A 20,096-nucleotide genomic window follows, 5' to 3' on the forward strand; every position below is an offset into this window, starting at 1 on the left:
GCAGGGTCCGGGGCGCGCCCGACGGCCGCTCCATGGTGGGCGGTGCGCTCTGGAGCGCCTTGTGTTCGTCGCCCACGGAACGGTCGACCGCGCCGTTCACCCCGCCCAGCGCCTCAAGAGCCCGGTGCGGCTTGAGTTTCGCGGCGCTGCCCAGCCCGGCTTCCGGTGCCACCGACGACAGGTCGGGAGCGGCGGGATCCTGCTTCGGGCGTACGGCCGCCACGGCCCGCGCGCCGCCACCGCCGCCACCCCCGAAGCGCTACGGGTACCTCCGCCGCCGCTCCTGGTACGGGGCGCCGGACCGGACGACCGCGGACGGGCCGGCGCCGGGGACTGTGCGGAGGCGGGGGCGGGAGCCGGTACGGGATCGGAAGCCGCAGCGGGGGCCGCGCCCGGCGCCTCCGTAGCGGCGGCCGGTGACGAAGCGGCCGTGTCGCCGGGGGAGTTGGCGCTCCCTCCGCCACCCCCTCCGTCGCCGCCCCCGGTCACGTCCGGAGCACGGTTGTCGGCAGTGGACGAACTGCCGGGGGAGGAGTCGCTCTCCCGCCCGGTGGCTCCGCCCTGCCCGGCCGAAGCGGTGCCACCACTGGACCGGGACGCCCCCGAATCCGCGACGGAGGAGGGCGCCCCGCCTCCGGCGGCCGATCCCGCCGATCCACCCGACCCTGCCGATCCCGCCGACTCGGACGCCGAGGTCTCCTGTGCAGGCGAACTGCCACTGGACGCCGCCGCCCGCTCCGTCTGCTGCCGTTCGGCGGCGGGCCCGCTCTCCTCCCGTGCCTGCTCCGGCTCGGCCCGCCCGGCTTCGGCCTCGGTCCCGGCGCTCTCACGGTTGTCCGCCCCGGCCTCCGGCCTGGGCTCCTTCGCCACAGGCGCGGCCGCGCCCGGCGCCGAGGAACGCCCCGTACCGGCCGACGGACCGACCTCCTGCTCGGCGGAGTTCTCCGTCTGCTGGAGGAGCGAGGCTTCCCGGTTCCCGGCCGGGACACCGGGCGAGTCCGTACGACTGTCAGTGACCGGTGCGGCCGACGACGCGGGCTCCCCGCCGCCCGCCGCGCCCTCCTCCGCGTCCTCTTCCGCCCGCCGCGCCTGGACCTGTTCGGCCTTGGTAGCAGGCGGCTCGGGGAAGGAGGGCAACCCCTGGGGAGCGTTCGATCCGGGAGTGATGCGGTCCGCTGTCGGTACCCCGGAGACGTCCAGGTCGGTTTCGGGTACGAAGTCCTCGGGCTTGAGCTCGATGTCCCAGGCGCTGTCCTCGCGCTCGGCCTCGGCCTCGCCGAGGTCCGCGAGTTCGCCCTCTATGCCCGTCTCCAGGCTGAACGGATCCTCGTTCGTCTCCTCCTCGTCCTGAAGCCGCTTCCCCTCCAAGGTGCTCCTGGCCCCGGGGTCGGCGGTCTTCAGCAACGCTCCGGGTTCGACCCCGGCGCTGTCCTCGCGCTTGTTCTCCCCGGCCGGCAGCCGCTGGGCCCCCGTCGGCTCGACGGCTTCCGGCCGGCTCTCGGCGGCCGGCTCCGCCGTGCCGGACGCAGGTGCTTCGGCCTGCTTCCCACCGGGCTGCTCGTCGCCCTTCTCCTGCTCGCTCCGGGACGCGGTACCGCCACCGGTCGCGCTCGCCGTACCGGACCTGTCCTGGCCGCCACCGCTCTGCGCGGGCGCCTGCGGAGCGGACCCCCGAGCCCCCGCCGAGGCCGGCGCTCCGCCGGCGGACGAGGAACCCTGCTGTCCGTCCGGACCGGGAGTGTTGCCGCCGTCCTGACGCGTCTCCTCGTCCCGGCGCGCTTCCTCGTCGCGCCGTGCGTCCGTACCCTGCCCGCTCGCCGTGCCTTGCCCGCTCTCCGTACCCCGTCCGCTCGCCGCGCCCGGCGCAGCGGATGCCCCCGTCCGGCCGTCCCCCTGCGCCCGCGCCCTGTCCCCGTCCAGTTGCTCGACGGCGTTGGGAAGGGCCGCGGGAGCGTTCAACGTGTCCTGCCCCTGGAGGCCGGAGTCCTCGGTTTCCTCGACCAGGTCGACCAAGCGCTCGTGCTCCGGGCTGAGCAGCCTGTTCTCCAGGCGGTCGAAAACCGCGTCCTGCAACTGCTCGGGCAGCCGCGCCAGTTGTGTACGGGCGCGCCTCGACCGGTCCTCCGGGTCGCCCCGCAACGAACGCACCACCCCGTTCGCCAGGCGGTCGAGCAGTGTCGCGGGGTCCAGTTCCTCCATACGGCGGCGGTCGGCGTCGACGGTCGCGTAGCGGAGCCAGCCGGGGGTGGACTGGCCCTTCTCGACCGCCGCCTGCTCCCCGCCCCCGTCCCCGGCGCGTAATCCGTCCCGTACGAGATCACGCGCCGTCGACTCCGCCTCCTGCTCGATCACCTGCTGCGGCAGGCTCACCGCGCCCAGGTCGCGGCCCGCGCGGAGGGTGCCCAGGCCGTGCGGGTTCTGGACCGTGTGCAGCAGTTCGTGGGCGAGCAGGCGTTGGCCGTCCGCCGTGCCCGATACGTACGCGCCCTCGCGGAAGAAGATGTCCTGGCCGACGGCGACCGCGTCCGCGCCCAGCAGTTCCGTGAGCGCGCCCGCGTCGCGGTCGGTGTGCAGCCGCACCTGGCTGAAGTCGTGGCCGAGCCGTTCCTCCAGCTCGCGCCGTACGCTCGGATCCAGCGGCTGGCCCGCGCCGCTGACGATGTTCTTCGGCTCGGGCGTGGCGGATCTGGCCCGCTCCCTGCGCTTGCGCCGCCGTTCGTTACGGGCCGCCTCGGCGTCCTGGGACGCGCTGCGGGACGACGTACTCATCGCGGCTCACCCCGCCCCGACAGACCCGCGTGCACCGCGCGCGCCAGTGCCTCGCCCAGCCGGCCCGGCGACGTGGTCGCGGGCAGCGGCGGCAGTCCGGACAGGGCGTCCAGGGTCCGGCCGCCGTCGGCAGCAATCGGCACGCCCCGTTCCCTCACGAGCCGGGCCAGTTCGGCCTGGAAGGCCGCCGAGACCCGTTCCGGGTCCAGCCGTTCGAAACCGTCGAGCACCAGCTCGCCGATGTCCACCCGTACCTCGGACGACGTACGCCGTGCCTCGTTCAGACCCATCCGTGGACCTCCGAGGGCGTCAAGGAGCGGTCCAGCTTGAGGTATTCGGTACGCGCCGCCTCCAGCATGTGCCGCATCTGGAGCCGGCCGCCCTCCTCCGCCGCGAGGAAGGCGCCCGACAGCGCGATATTGCGGATCGAGCCGCCCGCCACGGTCAGCCGGGCGAGCCGCTCCGGATCGATGTCCTTCAGCGGCGCCCGCGCGGGCAGCACACGCCGCCAGATCTCGGCGCGTTCGCTCTCGCCGGGGAACGGGAAGTCCACGACGAACCGGATACGGCGCATGAACGCCGTGTCCAGCGCCTGCTTCATGTTCGTGGTCAGGATCGCCAGACCCCGGTACGCCTCCATCCGCATCAGCAGATAGCTGACTTCGAGATTCGCGTACCGGTCGTGACTGTCCTTGACCTCGCTGCGCTTGCCGAAGAGCGCGTCCGCCTCGTCGAACAGCAGCAGCGCGCCGCCGCGTTCGGCCGCGTCGAACACCCGGCGCAGGTTCTTCTCGGTCTCGCCGATGTACTTGCTGACCACCTGCGAGAGATCGATGACGAACAGATCGAGGCCCAGTTCGCGCGCCATCACCTCGGCGGCCAGGGTCTTCCCGGTGCCGGAGCCGCCCGCGAACAGCGCGGTGACACCGAGTCCCCGGCGCAGCGTCGCCGCGAAACCCCACTCCTGGTAGACGGTGGCCCGCTGCCGTACATGCGCGACGATCTCCCGCAGGATCCTCGACTGCCGCTCCGCGAGCACCAAGTCGTCCCAGCCGGCCCGTGGTTCGAGGCGCCGACCCAGCTCGTCCATGCCCATCCGGGCCTCGGTCAGCCCTGCCTGCCAGGCCAGCCCTGCGGCCTCCGGCCCGTCCTCGCCGGGCAGGTCTCGTACGACGGCCGCGGCCGCGGAGCGGACGAGATGCGGCGGGAGCGCGAACTGCTCGACCAGATGCCGGAGTTCGTTCTCCGACACCTCCGGTACGCCCGCGAACGCGTCCGCCCACACGCCGAGCTGCTCGTCGGTATCGAGCGCCGGTACGGTGACGCGCGCGCCGTGCGGCCCGGTGCCGGTCCGGGGATCGGTGCTGGAGACCACCAGCGGTACGGCCGCGCTCTCGATGAACGCGTCTGTGGCGGTGGCCTGTTCACGGTCCAGCTCACCGGTCTCCAGCAGCAGCGCGGCGGGCAGCAGGACCGCCTCGCGCTGCCAGAGCCGGGCGAGCCGGTCGCGCTCGGCCGGAGCTGACGGGATGTCAGCGGCGGCCATCGTGTACAGGCCGAGCCCCGAACGACGGGCCGCCGCCGCGGCTATCTCGGCGCGGGACCGCGGATCGCCGCCGACCAGTTCGGCGCGGCGCGGGCTGTACGGTCCGGTGCCCGCCCAGCCCGCGGCGACCCGGGCCGCCGCCAGGTCGTACGAAGGGGGAGGCTGTCCGGCTCGGGTGTCCGGCGCAGCAGGCCGTGCAGCCGGGTGTCCAAGTACGGCGAGCCGACGAGGAAATGCAGGATGCGCTCGTCGAGCCGGAGCCGCGAAGTGGTCAGCCGTGACTCGTCGTCCAGCTCGACGATCCGCCAGCGGCGCAGCGGCGCGACGGGCGTGAGCGCGCTCCAGTGCGGCTCGCTCAGCGCGGCGAGGGCGAGCGAGAAGGTCGGATACGCCCGCTCCGGATGACCGCTCGCGGCGGCGCAACGGCTGCCGGTGGTGGGGTCCAGCTCGGCGGCGGCGGTGAGCAGGACGACATCCCGCTCGAACGGACTGAGCCCGAAACAGGCGACAAGCGCGTCGAGGGAAGCAGGCCCGGGGGGCGCGCCCGTCTCGTTGTGCGGGGCGGCGTCCGGCGCGGGGGTGCCGCCGTCACCGGTGCGCTCGGCGTGTGCGTCGACGCCGGCCAGGACAGAACGTATGGCGGCGGCCAGCGTCCGGCCGTCCGCGCTCGCCTCACCGTTGGTGCTCATGCCCTCACCCGCCCCCGTGTCGCGCACCGTGCCTCAGCTCTCCCTGCCGTCTTGGCCCGAGCCCGAGCCCGATCCCGAGCCCGATCCGGATCCCGGCCCGGATCCTGATCCGGAGCCCGACCCCGGCCCGGACCGTGTGCTCTTCCGGGTACGAGCGGTCGGCGCGGCCCGCTTGGTTGTCGTCTTGCGTGCGGCGCGCTTCTTCGCCGGCGCGGCGGCCGCAGACCCCGGCTCGCCGACCGGCTCGTCCACCGAAGGCGGCGCAGGCGCAGGCGCAGGCACTGGCGTCGGCGCCTGCGCCGAAGGCCGTCCCGGTGCCCCCTCCGACCCCAGCGGCACCACCCGTACCGTCCGCTTCTCCACCGGCTTCGCCGCCACCGGCCGTTCGCGGCCCTCGATCAGCACCAGCGACGCCTGATACGCCACCGACAGCGAGTACGGCGTCTGGTGGAGCATCCCCCAGAGCTTGGACGTCTCGTCGATGTCCATCACCGTCGGTGTGAACCGCACCCGCTGCGCCGACGCCGGCAGATCGCTGCCCGCCAGATGCGGGCGCTCCGCCGCCAGCTCGATCAACTCCCGTGGCAGGACCGGGAATTCGTGCAGGGTACGGACCACACATCCGATCAGGCGCTGGCCGATCAGCTCGGCCTCCTCGCCGTACGCGCTGATCAGATAGTGCAGATCCAGCGGCGCGGCGGGCCGGTTGAGCAGGGTGCCGTCCGAGGTGCGCGTCGGCAGGTCGGTGTGACGCATCGAGGCGTTCGGTGTGACCTGGTACAGGAAGACATTGATCGTCGGCTCGACCGGCGGCTCGGCGGGTGGCTTACGGGTCTCGACCTTGACCGCGATGTCCATCTCGGGGCCGAGATTGGTCTCGATCAGCAGAGCCAGCGCCTGGGTGACCGTCGCGAGGGCAAGTGCGTTGCTCATGGCCTCAGTTCCTCGTCTCGCCGCGCGCGAGATAGGCGTCCAGCGTCAGCGCGGGCGCGGCCCGTCCCGTTCGCCCGGCCGGCGTACGCACAGAAGCCCCCGGTGCCGTTGCCGCGCTCACCTCCAGCCGGCCGATCTGCACATGGACGACCCGCTCCGGCGTCCGCGAAGCCCGCCGCCCCACCCCGTTCGCCGCCGCGCCCCGCGCCACCACGGTGTCGGCGTCGCGTGGCCGCGCACGTACCGGAGCGTCGGTCGCGGGAGCGATCGGGGCACGCGGTACGGACCCGGCCCCGGGTGCCCGTACCGGACCGGAGACCGGGGGCACCGGCGTCCGCCCGGCCGCGCGCGGACCCTCCGCCGCCGACGGCCGCGGTCCCGGAACCACGGTCGCCGCAGGCCGCAGCACCGGCCCGGCCGTCGGCGGAGGGGCCACGGTCGGCGGTCCGGCCTCACCGGGCCGTGCGCTCTCCGTCCGTACGACCGTGTGCCGGTCCGTCCGAACCTCGCGCTCCAGGCGCACCGACTCCACCGGCCCGAAGGCGGGTCGCGGCGCGGCCGGGATCAGCGCGGCCGGCTCGTCCGGCTCCGGCAGGCCCGTCCGTACCGCCTCGGGCCGCTCGTACGGACCCGGCAGCCGGGGCCGTACCCGCACCGCGCCTCCGGCGCCGCCCGCGGCGGACCCCGGTGCGTACCGGGCCAGCAGCCGGTCGAAGTAGTCAGCCATCCGCGCACAGCTCCAGGTAGTAGCGGCGCCGCAGCGGGCTGAGCGCCAGGATCTCCGGTTCGCTCCACCCGTAGGCGGAGGCCAGCAGATGGACATCGAGCATCAAGTCCCGTGCCCAGCCGTCCAGTTCGGTCCACAGATACGAGGTGATGTCCAGCTCGGCCGGGGTGGCCGCGCCGCACTCGGGGCAGCGGACGTTCAGCGTCACATCGGCCGCCGGGTCGGCGTCCGCCGCCGCCTCGGCGAGGCGCCGCCCGATGTGCTCGGGCAGCAGTCCGGCCAGCCGGTCCGCCGGTACGGTCTCCCCGCTCCGTACGGCCGAGACCGTGCAGCGCGCCACCAGCAGCCGGCGGGCCTCGCCCGGATCCCGTACCGCGCCCGCCGCCGCGACGTCCGCGACGGTGGGCAGCCGGAACTCGACCACCCACTCGCCCTCGGCCACCCGCAGCGGCCCGGCCACGGCCGGCGGCCGGGTGGCGGCCAGTTGAGCCGCGTCGAGGTCGAACTCCATCGCCTCACCGCACGACGCGCACTCGGTACGGACCTGCATACGCTCGCCGAACAGCGCCCGGCGCAGCGCGAACAGGTCCGCCTCCCGCGCGCCGACCGGCATCGACAGCAGCTCGTCGGTGCCGGCCCCCGGACGGGCCGCCCGGTGCAGCAGCAGAGACCTCCCCGGACCGTGCTGGGCCAGGCCGGCCTCCCAGGTGGCGAGCAGCTCGGCCGGCCCGGTCATGCCGGATGGGTGAACGAGGGCTCGGTCGGTTCCTCCACCTCGTAGTCGCGCTCCCAGCCCTCGCATTCGAGCTTGACGCTCTGGATGGCGACCGCGTTGGCGTTGGCGTCCAGCTCGCCGAGGACCTGGTACTCGCTCACCCACGCCCGGTACAGCTTGTGCGAGACGGCCACCTGCCCGGCCTCGTTGAGGACCTGGATGATGATGTCCTTGCGGAAGTCCCGCAGCGAGACCTCCGCGCCGAGCCCGGCACCGACCTGCCAGACCTTGTTGGCCCAGCGGTCGAACTCCGGGTCGTGGGTGACTCCGCGTTCGAGGGTCACGCCTTCGAACTCGGAACGGCCCGGCGATTTCCGCGGCGAACTCGGATCTCCACCATGGCGGTGCTTGACCACTTCGGTGGTGCGCTTCAGAGGACTGATCTTGCTGATGCCCGCGACCGTCCGACCGTCCCACAGGACCAGGAACTTGAAATTCCTGTAGGGGTCGAAGCGATGGGCATTGACCTGGAACTCAGCCATCGTTTTCCTTCGTGTTCCTTTGCCTTGGTTAAGAGAGGGTGAGTTCTCCGGCCACCTGCTGGATGGTGACGATCACGAACTCCGCGGGCCGCACCGGCGCGATACCGACCACCACATTGACCACCCCGCGGTCGATATCCGCCTGGGTGGTGGTGTCCTTGTCGCACTTGACGAAGTACGCCTCGCGCGGGGTGCCGCCCTGGAAGGCGCCCTGCCGGAAGAGATCATTCAGATACGCCGACGCCTTGAGCCGGATCTGGAGCCAGAGCTGCTCGTTGTTGGGCTCGAATACGACCCACTGGAGGCCGCGGTGGAGGCTCTCCTCGACATGCAGCGCGAGCCGCCGCACCGGTACGTACTTCCACTCGCTGTCGAGCGCGTCCGCGCCCTCCAGGGTGCGGGAGCCCCAGATCAGCGGGCCGACCACCGGGAAGGTGCGCAGGCAGTTCACGCCCAGCGGGTTGAGCAGGCCGTTCTCCCGGTCGGTGAGCTTCACCGTCAGCGACCGCACCCCGGCGAGCCGCGCCTCGGTCCCGGCCGGTGCCTTCCACACCCCGCGCTCCGCGTCGGTACGGGCGATCACCCCGGCGACGGCACCGGACGGCGGGAACGAGCGCAGCCGTCCGGTGAGCGGGTCGGTGAGCTGGAGATGCGGGAAGTACAGGCCCGCGTGGTTGCTGCGTACGGCGTCGAACGCGCCGATCCCGGCGCGCGCCGCGTCCACCCCGCCCCAGGCCGAAGGCGAGTCCACGAGCAGGAAGATCCGCCGCTCGCGGCAGAGCTGCTCGGCCGCGGACAGTACGGTGACCATGTCCTCGGTGGACTCGTATGCCGAAAGCTCGGGCAGCGTCAGCAGATTGACGTCGTCCATGTCGCGCAGCGCCTGGAGGCCGGACTTGGCGGCCTCGCTGCCGATCAGGTCGCGCGGTCCCGGCGGGTCGCCGTCCTTGCCGCCCTCCAGCGGGAAGACGGGCGGATTGACCGAGGCCTCCAGCCCCAGATCGTTGGCGCACTCGCCGACGAAGCGCACCACGTCGTCCGGGTCGAGGGACCCGGCGACGACCTGGAGACGCCGGCCGAAGGCGGTGACCTCGGTGCCCGCGTAGGTGTGCTTGCCGGGCGCGTCGGGCAGCGAGCGCAGCTTGCGCTCCAGCAGCAGGGCCAGTTCGGTGACGCTCTCTGGTGCCTCGCCGTCGTGATCGGGCTCGTAGAGGGTGAACTCCCGCTCCACATCGCCGATCTTGACCTTCAGCTCGACATCGAGACCGGGCAGCTCGGCCGAGAAGGGCTTGGAGACCGTCCCGGACGGGTCGGGCCGCCCCTCGTCCAGGGCCTTCACCCGTACGAGAGAGGAACCGGCGTTGACGACCGTCTCCACGAAACGGCCGTGGCCGGCGTTCATCGACAGTCCGGTGAAGGACTCGCGGGCACCGCCTCGCGCGTCGAGGATCCGCAGGTTGAACGTCTTGTCGGGGGTGGGCGTGTCATGGTCGACGGCCACCCGTAACCGTGAGCCCCAGACACCGGGCTCCTTGGCGCGTACCTCCAGCACCGGGCACTCGCTGCGCCCCTCGGTGGAGTCGAGCGTGACACAGGCCTCCTCGCCGGTGCCCGCCCTGGCCACCCGGACGATCACGGCGACCGTGCCGCCGTTGCCGAAGAACTGGTGCACGGCGTACGAGACCGCGCTCTGCGAGGTGAGCCCGCCGAAGCGGCGCTCGAACTCGGCGAAACTGCTGATCCGGACCGGCTCATTGAGCGGACCCCGGCGGGTGTGCCCCACGAACGCGGTCACCGAAGTGGTGACCGAGGCGATGGTCCGGATGCCGCTGGGAAGCTCTTCGATGTAAACGCCGGGATAGCTCATATGCGTCGGCATTCCCCCTCCATTCCCTTCGCGCACCAAGAGATGAGGAGAGGAGGTGAAGAAAGAGCGTCGATGCCGCGAGTTCGCATAAACGTTCTCGGTTTTCCCCCGGTCACACACCCCGTGCGATATCGGTCTCGCACAGCCATCCGTATGCGGATGCACAGACGAACGGGCCACGCGATTGTGGTTCCTGTTGCATGAGTGCCACTGGCGAGTGTGGTTCCGTCCCAAGGAATGGTCAAGGGATCGATCCGGTCAATGGGTGATCATTTGACTGTGGTGCTCTTCCGGACAATGGGGCGTGGTCAGAGCGGTGACCGGGGATGAATATGGAGAACGGTTCACGATCGCTTCACAGGAAAATTCGGTTACGCGCGGCAAACAAGCCGAATGGATTTTCCCCCGGCGCGCCGCCTTGCGAAGCGCCGGTCCCTGTCCGGGGCCGTCCGGGGCGACGGTGTCGATCAACGGTCACCGGGTGAGGTACGTGACCGCGGTGCAGGCGCCGCTCGCCGCGCCCACCGCCACAACTGCCGCCGCCACACAGCGCGTTCGCAGCGTCCGATAGCGCTCCGTGTACTCGCCGCGCAGCCCGGCGGCGCGCTCCGAGATACGGACGAGCATCGCCCGGGAGGCCGCCAGCCGGTCCGCGATGTAGGCGCGCTCCACATCCTCGCGCTGGGCCGTGGTGAGCCAGGGAAGCTGCTCGCAGAAGCGCGCGGCCCGGCCGCGGGCGTCCTCGATCTCGGCGTTCCACAGCAGATACCCCTCGAGTTGGACCAGCCCGCGGGCGCCGGCGCCGTTCTCGTCACGTCCACGCGTACCTCCTCGCTCCGGCACGGCGCTCACTCCGGCCTGTCCGCGGGCGGCGCCGCGGTGGTGGTGCCGGGGCGGCGGTTCATGGCCTCGTCGAGCGAGCGGATGGCGGGGTAGTGCAGATCGAACGCGGGGGATTCCGAGCGGATCCTGGGCAGGGTGAGGAAGTTGTGCCTGGGCGGCGGGCAGGACGTCGCCCACTCCAGCGAACGTCCGTAGCCCCAGGGGTCGTCCTCCTCGACCTTCTTGCCGTACTTCGCGGTCTTCCAGACGTTGTAGAAGAACGGCAGCATCGACAGCCCGAGCACGAACGAGCCGATGGAGGACACCGTGTTGAGTGTGGTGAAGCCGTCGGAGGCGAGATAGTCCGCGTACCGGCGCGGCATCCCCGTGACGCCCAGCCAGTGCTGCACCAGGAAGGTGCCGTGGAAGCCGACGAACAGCGTCCAGAAGGTCATCTTCCCCAGCCGCTCGTCGAGCATCTTGCCGGTGAACTTCGGCCACCAGAAGTGGAATCCGGCGAACATCGCGAACACCACGGTCCCGAAGACGACATAGTGGAAGTGTGCCACCACGAAGTACGAGTCGGAGACGTGGAAGTCCAGCGGGGGCGAGGCCAGCAGGACGCCCGTGAGCCCGCCGAAGAGGAAGGTGACGAGGAAGCCGATCGACCAGAGCATCGGTGTCTCGACGGAGATCGAGCCGTGCCACATCGTGCCGATCCAGTTGAAGAACTTCACCCCGGTCGGCACGGCGATCAGGAACGACATGAACGAGAAGAACGGCAGCAGCACACCGCCGGTCACGAACATGTGGTGTGCCCACACCGTGATGGACAGCCCCGCGATCGCGATGGTGGCGCCCACCAGCCCGATGTAGCCGAAGACCGGCTTGCGGCTGAAGACCGGCAGGATCTCGGTCACGATGCCGAAGAACGGCAGCGCGATGATGTACACCTCCGGGTGCCCGAAGAACCAGAAGAGGTGCTGCCACAGCAGGGCGCCTCCGTTGGCGGGGTCGAAGGCGTGCGCGCCGAACTTGCGGTCGGCCTCCAGCGCGAGCAGCGCGGCGGCCAGCACCGGGAAGGCGAACAGCACCAGTACGGCGGTCAGCAGCACGTTCCAGGTGAAGATCGGCATCCGGAACACCGTCATACCGGGTGCCCGCATACAGATGATCGTCGCGATGAAGTTGACGGAACCGAGGATCGTGCCGAAGCCGGACAGCACCAGCCCCATGATCCACAGGTCCCCGCCGACACCGGGCGAGTGGACCCCGTCGGTGAGCGGGGAGTACGCGAACCAGCCGAAGTCGGCGGCGCCGTTGGGGGTGAGGAAGCCCCCGAGCACCATGAGTCCGCCGAAGAGATAGAGCCAGTACGCCAGGATGTTCAGCCGGGGGAAGGCCACATCGGGCGCCCCGATCTGGAGCGGCATGATCCAGTTGGTGAATCCCGCGAAGAGCGGTGTCGCGAACAGCAGCAGCATGATCGTGCCGTGCATGGTGAACGCCTGGTTGAACTGCTCGTGCGAGATGATCTGGATGCCGGGCCTGGCGAGTTCGGCACGCATGAAGAGCGCCAGCGCACCCCCCACGATGAAGAATCCGAACGAGGTGATCAGATAGAGCGTGCCGATCGTCTTGTGGTCGGTGGTGGTCAGCCAGCCGACGATGACGCGGCCCGGCTGCTTGCGCCGTACCGGCACCTCGTTCTCATAGGAGTCCTCGGCCTCGGCCGGCTCTTCGGTGCCTGTGGTCGTCACTGCGAACGTTCCTCCGGTCAACGCCTGGGGTGGGGTCGGCAAGCAGCATGGCGCCGCTTTCCCCGGCGTGGCGCGACCGGTTCGTCCCCGGCGCGTCGTGCGGACCGTGCCCGTACGCCTCGGAGGTGCGGTGTTTCCGGGGGCCCGTGGCAGAGCCGGTCACCGGCCCGGGGCTTCCCGCCGTCAGCCGCGGCACGCAATATTCACCCGATGGAGTGGATGCGCGGGTGCTGTCCGGTCGTGTCCGCGAGAGACTGTGCGGTGGCGGCAGGTGTGTCGGCCCACTACGGGACGGGCCGCACGGGACGCCCCGGCTCGGCGCGGTGTTACGCCGGCCCGTCGGTGTGTTCCGCCCCCGGTGTCAGTCGACCAGGCTGCCCGGCCGCCCTTCGAGCAGTACGAGCAACTCGCCCAGACCGTCGGCGAGCTGGGCCTGGCTCCGGGCGCCGAGACCTTCCAACAGGGCCGCCTCGTACCGCAGTTGCTCGGGCAGCAGCCGGTCGAGCAGCGCGCGGCCGTCGGCGGTCAGCGAGAGATGCGCGACCCGGCGGTCCCGTTCGTCGAGCCGCCTGGTGATCAGTGCCCGGCCCTCCAACTGCCGCAGCCGCTTGGTCACGGCGGCTCCGGAGGCGAAGGTCTCGCGTGCGATGCGCCCCGGTGTCAGCTCCCGGTCCGTACGCCGCAGGGCGCCCAGGATGTCGAACTCCGGCCTGGTCAGGCCCTCCCGCCGCAGGGGCGCGTCGGCGGCCTGCTGGAGCAGTGCGAAACAGCGGTTGAGCCGCCCGATCACCGCGATCGGTGCCAGCTCCAGTCCGGGCAGTACCTGCTCCCACTGCCGTATCACCCCTGCGACGACATCCTCGGCCACCTGTGCGCTCCTCTGGTCCTGTCAGGGGCATGGTTCCGGTCAGAGGCCGATTCTGCCCAGCCGAGGGCCGGTCCATGGCGCGCCCGGCCAGGCAATACCGGGCCTTGTATACGGTCCTCGGGGGCTTGAAATGGAAGCGCGAAATTTTACCAGCGAAGCGCATTCCGCGCCCAAGACGCCTGCGCTACACAAAAACCGGCAAAGCGCGCAAAATGGATAGGGCGCGACTCGGCGTCGCGCAGAGCGGTCGGACTTGCGCGAACGAAGGAGGCGAGTCGTATGGCCGACGTCTCACATGCGAGGGGGGACCTTGCCGGTCATCCCGATGTCCCCGAGATGCGGGAGCGTTATGCGCGCCTGCTCGGCGGGCGCGATGTGGCACTCGTGGACGGACCACTGTTCCTCGTGGGTCTGTACTGCGCGCTGTCACCCTGGATCCTGCACTTCTCCAGCACCCAGCCGTCGCTGGCGGCGCACAACCTGATCATGGGTATCGCCATCGCCGTGCTGGCGCTCGGATTCACCAACACACCGTCCAGGATGTACGGGCTGAGCGGGGCCCTGTGCCTGATGGGGATCTGGATGATCGTGACCCCGTGGGTCGTGGGCAGCGGTGCCGACAAGGGCATCATCTGGAGCAACGTCGTCATCGGTGCGCTCGTCTTCCTGTTCGGTCTGGTGTGCGCGGCGGCGGCGATGAAGAGCGGTGCGATGAAGGGCGGCGGCCGGGGCCGCAGGCTCGGGCCCGCGGAAGGCGCCAGGATCGGTACCACGGAAGGAAAATGAGGTGACCGACCAGCGGACTCCGCAGGCCTGACCCGGGCCGGAGCGGACACAGGCCTCGGCTCCGCCGAGGCCTGCCGCATGCCCACGCTGCCCAACTCACGCTGCCTGCAAGGCGGTTGTGCCATGGATCCAGACCGGCGTCCGCCCCGAACGACTGATCCGCGGTGGTGCGGCCGGCATTCCGCTCTCGGCCGCACCACCGCGTGTTCGTGGTGTCACATCAGACCGGCGGCTACTCCCACTCCACCGTCAGCGTCGCCTCCGCTCCCGGCCTCAGGAAGACGTACGCCGTCGACGAGGGCGCGTTCACCAGCCGCAGCCGCGCCTGGGTGACGCCCGTACGGTTCACGGTGGTGAAGGCTCCCGATGCCTTCGTCCCCGAGGAGAAGGCGCCGAACTCCGCTGCCTCCGTCACCGAGGCCGCGGCGGCCCAGTCGTCCGCGCCCGTTGTGCACGCGGCCCCGAAGCAGCCTGTCCTGATGTCCGCCACCAGCCGGTTGCCGCCCGCCCACGGGTCACCGCTGCCACTGGCGCGCGTCACCGTCAGATACGCGCGGGTCACCGTCGCCCCGTCCGGGACCGACGAGGTGTCGAACGAGAGCAGGGTCCGGTTGTGCAGCCCGTCCGTGCCCCGGCCGACCGCCAGCCCGAGGCTACCCTCCAGCGTGCCGACCGCGGGCGCGCCGCCGGTCGCCGACGCCTTCACATAGCCGTCGTCCGCGGCCAGGCTCGGGAACACCGCGGAGTGCGGGTCCTCACCGGGCGTCCCGCCACCGCCGTCACCGCCGTCCAGCCCCCAGAACTGGCCGATGCGGAACGAGGCGCACAGATTGACGTCAAGGATGTACGCGCCCGCCGTACCGCACTGCTGCGCCCCCGTTCCCGGGTCGACCGGCTGGCCGTGCCCCATCCCGGTGAGCGCGTACGTCTCCACCACCGCGCGCCCCGCGCCGTCGCGGTACACCGCGTGCGGGTAGCCGGCCACGGTGTCGGTGGCATCGGCCGTGGTGTCCGTGCCGTGGACCGCGGTCCACTGCTCAACCGTCTCGGTCATATTGGCGGGGACGACGGTCGTGTCGCTGGTGCCCTGCCAGACGGAGACCGAGGGCCAGGGGCCCGCGTACCCGGGATAGGCGCCACGGACCTTGTCGGCCCAGGCCGCCGGCGACAGGTTCGTCCCCGGGTTCATGCAGGTGTACGCGGCCAGCACGCTGGTCGCGCAGGCGTACGGCAGCCCCGCCACCGGCGCTCCGGCGCTGAAGACGTCCGGATAGGCGGCGAGCATCACATTGGTCATCGCGGCCCCGGCGGAGAGCCCGGTGGCGTACACCCGCGCCGGGTCGCTGCCCAGGTCGGTCTTCATCCGGTCGGTCATCTGCTTGATCGACAGGGCCTCGCCCGCTCCGCGCCGGATGTCCCCGGACTCGAACCAGTTGAAGCAGGAGTTGAGGTTGTTCCCGGACTGCTGCTGCGGCAGCACCAGGGCGAATCCCCACTGGTCGGCCCACTTGGTCCAGCCGGTCTCCGTGTCGTACGCGGCGGCCGACTGCGTACAGCCGTGCATCGCCACGACCAGCGGCCGGCCCGCGGGCAGTCCGTCCGGCACATAGCGGAACATCCGCAGATTGCCGGGGTTCGAGCCGAAGCCGGTCACCTCGGTGAGCGAGGCGGCCCGTGCCTCGGGCACGAACCCGGGTCCGCCCGCACCGAGCAGGGCGACCAGCAGCGCGAGCAGCAGCCCGGCGGCGGAGAGTTTTCTCGTACGCGTACGGATCGTTCTCGTACGTGTACGGATACCGGTACGGATCGCTTGCATGGCGGCTCCTTAGAGGTGTCCCCCCTCTGTGGGATACGGACAGTAGGGCCGCTCGCACAGCGCGGAGCACGGGCCCGACCACCATCAATCCAGCGGATCGGTGGGGTCCGGCCATATGGACGTTCCGGGAGCGATACCACCGGCGCCGTGGGAGCGGTACCGCCCAAGGCATGACGGCTCCGCCCGGAGGGAATATCACAGGGAGGTCTAAAGTCCGATAAAAGGGAAATGGTAGAATCATCAAAGGGTAGAGATCGGGATGGATGACACGCGTGGTGCGGCCACCTGGGAGGCGCCGGAAGGGTCCGGTGCGGGGGCGAGGTGGGCGACAGCGACGATCGACGCCGACGGCATAGTGGCGTGCTGGAGCGCGGGCGCCGAGCGGGCGCTGGGCTATGTGCCGGCCGAGATCGTGGGTCACGCGGCCAAGAGGCTTCTCCGGGGATCGCTGCCCGAGTCGGCCCGGCGCTCGCTGGCCGGCCGGGAACCCTGGAGCGGCGAGGTCGCGGCGCGCCACCGGGACGGCGGCCCCGTGGACATGGACCTGTTCGCCTGCCCGCTCACGGACGCCGACGGAACGGACGCCGACGGAGCCGGGGTGTGGCTGCTGGCGGCCGTGGCCGGGCCGGGCACCGGCCGTCACGTCCCTCCCCGTCCGCACACAGACCGGAGACACGACACGGACCCGCACGGAACAGAACCCCTCGACACCGACCTGATGGATCACGCGTTCGCCCAGTCGGTGCTTCCGATGGCCATCCATGACACCGACCTCCGCGTGATCCGCGCCAACCCGGAGATGTGCCGGATCACCGGGCTGACCGAGGACGGGATGCGCGGAAAGCGGACCGGGTTCCTGACCGACAACCGTCAGGACGTCCAGGTCTCCGGGCCGATGCGGCGCGTGCTGCGCACGGGCGAGGCGGAGACCGCGATGACCTTCCGTACCGCCTCGGGCGAGGACCGTGAGCGCGCCTGGCTCGTCTCGCTCTCGCCCCTCAAGGGCCAGGACGGCAAGGTCAGGGCCGTCGCCCTGGCGGGTCTTGAGATCAGCGAGGAGTTCCGGGCCCGCGAGGGACTCACCCTGCTCAGCGAGGCCGGTCTGCGGATCGGCACGACCCTGGACGTGACCCGTACCGCCGAGGAACTGGCGAGCACCCCGCTGCCGCAGTTCGCCGACTTCATCAGCGTCGACCTGCTGGACTCCGTACTGCACGGGGACGAACCCACCCCCGGACTCCTCTCCGGCGACATACGGCTGCGCCGTGTCGCCCACCAGTCGGCCCACCGCGCCGATGTGCCCGAGGCCGCCGTCGCCATCGGCGAGGTGGACAACTACCCCGAGTTCTCGCCGCCCGCGCGCTGTCTGGCCACCGGCCGCGCCGTTCTCACCGGGCCCTGGGACGCCGGCTACACCGAGTGGATGGCGCGGGACCCCCGGCGGGCCGCGAACTGCCCGAACTACGGAGTCCAGTCGATCGTGGCCGCGCCGCTGGTCGCGCGCGGGAACGTGCTGGGCGCGGCCCTGTTCTGCCGCAGCGTCAACCCGGAGGCCTTCACCGCCGACGATCTGCTCCTCGCCGAACAGCTCGCCGCCAGGGCCGCCGTCTGCATCGACAACGCCCGGCGCTACACCCGCGAGCGCAGCACCGCCGTCGCCCTCCAGCGGAGCCTGCTGCCGAGGGGCGCGGCCCGGCAGTCGGCCGTCGAGGTCGCCACCCGCTACCGGCCCGCCGACTCGCAGTACGGCGTGGGCGGCGACTGGTTCGATGTCATTCCGCTCTCCGGCTCCCGGGTCGCCCTGGTCGTCGGCGATGTCGTCGGGCACGGGATCCACGCCTCCGCCACCATGGGCCGGCTCCGTACCGCCGTACGCACCCTCGCCGACATGGACCTGCCGCCGGACGAACTCTTCACCCACCTCGACGACGTGGTCCTGCGGCTCGCCTCGGAGAACGCCGACCAGTCGGCGGACGACGCGTATCTCGGCGCGAGCTGTCTGTACACCGTGTACGACCCGGTCTCCCGGCACTGCAGCGCGGCCAGGGCAGGCCACCCGCCGCCCATACTCGCGAGGCCGGACGGCACGGTCGAGGTGCTGCGGCTGCCGCCGAGCCCGACCCTGGGGCTGGGCGATCTGCCCTTCGAATCGGCCGAGTTCGAGATCCCGGAAGGCAGCCTGCTCGTCCTCTACACCGACGGCCTGATCGAATCGCCCGAGCACGACGTCGGCTCCGGCATCGATGTCCTGTGCGACATCCTGCGCACCGCGTCGGCCTCGTCCACGTCGCCCGAGGCCGTCTGTGACATCGTTCTCCGGACCCTCCAGTCCACCCGGCCCGTCGACGACGTGGCGCTGCTCGTCGCGCGCACCCAGGCCCTCGACGCCGGCCAGGTCGCGACCTGGGAGCTGCCGGCCGAGCCCGCGCTGGTCGCCGACGCCCGCGAGCGCGCGGCGGACCAGCTCGCCTCGTGGGGCCTCGAGGAACTGACCTTCACCACGGAGATGGTGGTCAGCGAGCTGTTCACCAATGCCATCCTGCACGCAGGCGGGCCCGTCCAGCTCCGGCTGATCCGCGACCGCACACTGATCTGCGAGGTCTCCGACGGCAGCACCACCGCCCCGCACATGCGCCGGGCGCGGGTCTTCGACGAGGGCGGGCGTGGGCTGCTGCTGGTGGCCCAGCTCACCGAGCGGTGGGGGACGCGGCAGCTTCCCACCGGCAAGGCCATCTGGGCGGAACAGGCGCTTCCGGCGGCCTGATCCACGTACGGTCCCCCAGGCACGCGAGGCACGTGGGGCACGCGGGGCACGTGGGGCACGCCCAGGCACATGGCGGGGGCTGAGCCATTCGGCCGATGGCGCTCAAGCGGTGCGTGCGGTGTGGACGAAGGACGGGTGTTCCTTCCTCGCGCACACCCCCTGTGCGCGAGGGAACCCCGTCCTTCCAAGGAGAACGCATGCGCCTGCGCACGCGCCGGGCACCGGCCGCCCTTCTGCTGCTCGTCCCCCTGCTCGCCCCGCTGTTCGGCAGTACCGGTGCCATGGCCGGGACCCACGAGGACCAGGTCCCGCTGGAACGTTCCGCCCGGGCGGTTCCGCACCAGTACATCGTCACACTGAAGCCCACGGTCACACCGGCGCAGGCGACACGGCAGCTCGGTATCGAGCCCCTCTTCACATACGACAGCTCCCTGCGCGGATTCGCCGCGGTCCTCACCCCCTCCCAGCTCGGCGCGGTGCGCGCGCTCCCGGGGGTCGCGGCGGTCGAGGAGGACGGCCTGGTCTCGGTCGGCCCGCCCGCGTCCGGACAGGATCCCGGGCGGAGCCGGGGCGCCGTGGCGAGCTGGGGACTCGACCGGATCGACCAGCGACGCCTGCCGCTGGACAACCGGTTCAGTGTGAGCGGTACGGGCAAGGGCGTCACGGTGTATGTCGTCGACACCGGGATCGAGACGGCGAACCGGGAGTTCGGCGGCCGTGCCACCGCGGGATTCGACTCCGTGCCCGACCGGCGCGGCGGCCAGGACTGCAACGGCCACGGCACCCATGTCGCGGGCACCGCGGGTGGCGGAACCCATGGGGTGGCCCGCGGGGCGTCCCTGGTCGGGGTACGTGTGCTCGACTGCCGGGGCAGTGGCACCTGGGCCGCGATCCTGGCGGGTTTCGACTGGATCGCCAAGAACGCCAAGCAGCCCGCGGTCCTCAACGCCTCCCTCGGCGGACCCTCGTCCACGGCGGTCGACGAGGCCGTGAACGCCCTCGCGACCCGGGGCGTGCTGCCCGTCGTCGCCGCGGGCAACGAGGCGACGGACGCCTGCTCCGTGTCGCCCGCGGGCGCGGCGGAGGCGCTCGCCGTGGGCGCCACCGACGCCCAGGACCGCGAGACCGACTTCAGCAACCACGGGGCGTGCGTATGGACGTACGCTCCCGGCTCCGCCATCGTCTCCGCCGGGCTCGGCGGCGGCTCGGTCGCGCAGAGCGGCACTTCGATGGCGAGCCCGCATGTCGCCGGGGTCGCCGCGCTCTACAAGGAGAAGCACCCGGACGCGAGCCCGAAGCATGTCGCGCTCTGGATCGCCGGGCAGGCCGGCAAGAACCTGGTGTCGCCGATCAGCAAGGGCTCGCCCAACCGCCTGCTGTACACCGGCGGCCTCTGACACCGCCCGCTGTAACCGGTGGACTCTGAGCGGGCCCCGACCCGGTGAGCGGGCCCCGATCCGGGCTCCGGCTGTACGGGCGGGCTCCGGCCGTA

At 71.5% G+C, this 20,096-nt stretch carries 14 protein-coding genes and 1 pseudogene; 3 read left to right on the plus strand and 12 right to left on the minus strand.

Annotation, left to right across the window (positions count from 1 at the left end; all coding sequences use genetic code 11):
* Positions 1 to 96: 96 nt before the first annotated feature.
* From KQY30_RS37240 to KQY30_RS32980, 11 genes and pseudogenes are all read right to left on the minus strand, one after another.
* On the minus strand, positions 97 to 2,769 hold the full coding sequence (locus KQY30_RS37240) for a DUF4157 domain-containing protein (RefSeq protein ID WP_217310184.1): 2,673 nt from the start codon (positions 2,767 to 2,769) through the stop codon (positions 97 to 99).
* Positions 2,766 to 3,059, minus strand: coding sequence for a hypothetical protein (locus KQY30_RS32935; RefSeq protein ID WP_217310185.1), 294 nt, complete (start codon positions 3,057 to 3,059; stop codon positions 2,766 to 2,768). The genes KQY30_RS37240 and KQY30_RS32935 overlap by 4 nt, the downstream gene beginning before the upstream one ends.
* Positions 3,050 to 5,004 (minus strand): annotated as a pseudogene (locus KQY30_RS32940) (ATP-binding protein). The gene KQY30_RS32935 and the pseudogene KQY30_RS32940 overlap by 10 nt, the downstream one beginning before the upstream one ends.
* A 33-nt stretch (positions 5,005 to 5,037) precedes the next feature.
* Positions 5,038 to 5,937 carry a DUF4255 domain-containing protein gene (locus KQY30_RS32945; RefSeq protein ID WP_217310186.1) on the minus strand — a complete coding sequence of 300 codons (900 nt, stop codon included), beginning with the start codon at positions 5,935 to 5,937 and terminating at the stop codon, positions 5,038 to 5,040.
* A 4-nt stretch (positions 5,938 to 5,941) separates the two neighbouring features.
* Positions 5,942 to 6,664 (minus strand): hypothetical protein, encoded by a 723-nt coding sequence (locus tag KQY30_RS32950; protein ID WP_217310187.1) that lies wholly within the window; start codon positions 6,662 to 6,664, stop codon positions 5,942 to 5,944.
* Positions 6,657 to 7,400, minus strand: a complete 744-nt coding sequence (locus KQY30_RS32955; protein ID WP_217310188.1) for a hypothetical protein — start codon at positions 7,398 to 7,400, stop codon at positions 6,657 to 6,659. The genes KQY30_RS32950 and KQY30_RS32955 overlap by 8 nt, the downstream gene beginning before the upstream one ends.
* On the minus strand, positions 7,397 to 7,921 hold the full coding sequence (locus KQY30_RS32960; protein WP_217310189.1) for a phage tail protein: 525 nt from the start codon (positions 7,919 to 7,921) through the stop codon (positions 7,397 to 7,399). The genes KQY30_RS32955 and KQY30_RS32960 overlap by 4 nt, the downstream gene beginning before the upstream one ends.
* 28 nt (positions 7,922 to 7,949) lie before the next feature.
* Positions 7,950 to 9,800 (minus strand): phage tail sheath C-terminal domain-containing protein, encoded by a 1,851-nt coding sequence (locus KQY30_RS32965; RefSeq protein WP_217310190.1) that lies wholly within the window; start codon positions 9,798 to 9,800, stop codon positions 7,950 to 7,952.
* 462 nt (positions 9,801 to 10,262) lie between these two features.
* On the minus strand, positions 10,263 to 10,631 hold the full coding sequence (locus KQY30_RS32970) for a hypothetical protein (RefSeq protein ID WP_217310191.1): 369 nt from the start codon (positions 10,629 to 10,631) through the stop codon (positions 10,263 to 10,265).
* 5 nt (positions 10,632 to 10,636) lie between these two features.
* Positions 10,637 to 12,370: a cytochrome c oxidase subunit I gene (gene ctaD, locus KQY30_RS32975; RefSeq protein ID WP_217310192.1), complete on the minus strand. Its 1,734-nt coding sequence runs from the start codon at positions 12,368 to 12,370 to the stop codon at positions 10,637 to 10,639.
* Between the two features lie 361 nt (positions 12,371 to 12,731).
* Entirely contained in the window at positions 12,732 to 13,238 is a 507-nt protein-coding gene (locus tag KQY30_RS32980) for a MarR family winged helix-turn-helix transcriptional regulator (protein WP_217310193.1), read from the minus strand.
* Between the two features lie 279 nt (positions 13,239 to 13,517).
* Between KQY30_RS32980 and KQY30_RS32985 the strand changes: the two genes are divergently transcribed.
* Positions 13,518 to 14,024 carry an SPW repeat protein gene (locus tag KQY30_RS32985; protein ID WP_217310194.1) on the plus strand — a complete coding sequence of 169 codons (507 nt, stop codon included), beginning with the start codon at positions 13,518 to 13,520 and terminating at the stop codon, positions 14,022 to 14,024.
* A 232-nt stretch (positions 14,025 to 14,256) separates the two neighbouring features.
* On the opposite strand, the gene KQY30_RS32990 is transcribed toward KQY30_RS32985, so the two are convergent.
* On the minus strand, positions 14,257 to 15,840 hold the full coding sequence (locus KQY30_RS32990) for a PHB depolymerase family esterase (RefSeq protein ID WP_217310195.1): 1,584 nt from the start codon (positions 15,838 to 15,840) through the stop codon (positions 14,257 to 14,259).
* Between the two features lie 259 nt (positions 15,841 to 16,099).
* Here KQY30_RS32990 and KQY30_RS32995 point away from each other — a divergent pair, with 259 nt between their 5' ends.
* Both KQY30_RS32995 and KQY30_RS33000 read left to right on the plus strand, forming a co-directional pair.
* On the plus strand, positions 16,100 to 18,604 hold the full coding sequence (locus tag KQY30_RS32995; RefSeq protein WP_217310196.1) for a SpoIIE family protein phosphatase: 2,505 nt from the start codon (positions 16,100 to 16,102) through the stop codon (positions 18,602 to 18,604).
* A gap of 197 nt (positions 18,605 to 18,801) precedes the next feature.
* Positions 18,802 to 20,001: a S8 family peptidase gene (locus KQY30_RS33000; RefSeq protein WP_217310197.1), complete on the plus strand. Its 1,200-nt coding sequence runs from the start codon at positions 18,802 to 18,804 to the stop codon at positions 19,999 to 20,001.
* The last annotated feature ends 95 nt before the right edge of the window (positions 20,002 to 20,096 follow it).

Source organism: Streptomyces sp. GMY02 (genome assembly GCF_019056675.1).
Taxonomy (GTDB): Bacteria; Actinomycetota; Actinomycetes; order Streptomycetales; family Streptomycetaceae; genus Streptomyces; species Streptomyces odonnellii.

What these genes read in the sequence shown, in the direction of transcription:
- KQY30_RS37240 (WP_217310184.1), bottom strand. Translation starts at nt 2,769, where the DNA reads ATGAGTACGTCGTCCCGCAGCGCGTCCCAGGACGCCGAGGCGGCCCGT.
- KQY30_RS32935 (WP_217310185.1), bottom strand. Translation starts at nt 3,059, where the DNA reads ATGGGTCTGAACGAGGCACGGCGTACGTCGTCCGAGGTACGGGTGGAC.
- KQY30_RS32945 (WP_217310186.1), bottom strand. Translation starts at nt 5,937, where the DNA reads ATGAGCAACGCACTTGCCCTCGCGACGGTCACCCAGGCGCTGGCTCTG.
- KQY30_RS32950 (WP_217310187.1), bottom strand. Translation starts at nt 6,664, where the DNA reads ATGGCTGACTACTTCGACCGGCTGCTGGCCCGGTACGCACCGGGGTCC.
- KQY30_RS32955 (WP_217310188.1), bottom strand. Translation starts at nt 7,400, where the DNA reads ATGACCGGGCCGGCCGAGCTGCTCGCCACCTGGGAGGCCGGCCTGGCC.
- KQY30_RS32960 (WP_217310189.1), bottom strand. Translation starts at nt 7,921, where the DNA reads ATGGCTGAGTTCCAGGTCAATGCCCATCGCTTCGACCCCTACAGGAAT.
- KQY30_RS32965 (WP_217310190.1), bottom strand. Translation starts at nt 9,800, where the DNA reads ATGCCGACGCATATGAGCTATCCCGGCGTTTACATCGAAGAGCTTCCC.
- KQY30_RS32985 (WP_217310194.1), top strand. Translation starts at nt 13,518, where the DNA reads ATGGCCGACGTCTCACATGCGAGGGGGGACCTTGCCGGTCATCCCGAT.
- KQY30_RS32990 (WP_217310195.1), bottom strand. Translation starts at nt 15,840, where the DNA reads ATGCAAGCGATCCGTACCGGTATCCGTACACGTACGAGAACGATCCGT.
- KQY30_RS32995 (WP_217310196.1), top strand. Translation starts at nt 16,100, where the DNA reads ATGGATGACACGCGTGGTGCGGCCACCTGGGAGGCGCCGGAAGGGTCC.
- KQY30_RS33000 (WP_217310197.1), top strand. Translation starts at nt 18,802, where the DNA reads ATGCGCCTGCGCACGCGCCGGGCACCGGCCGCCCTTCTGCTGCTCGTC.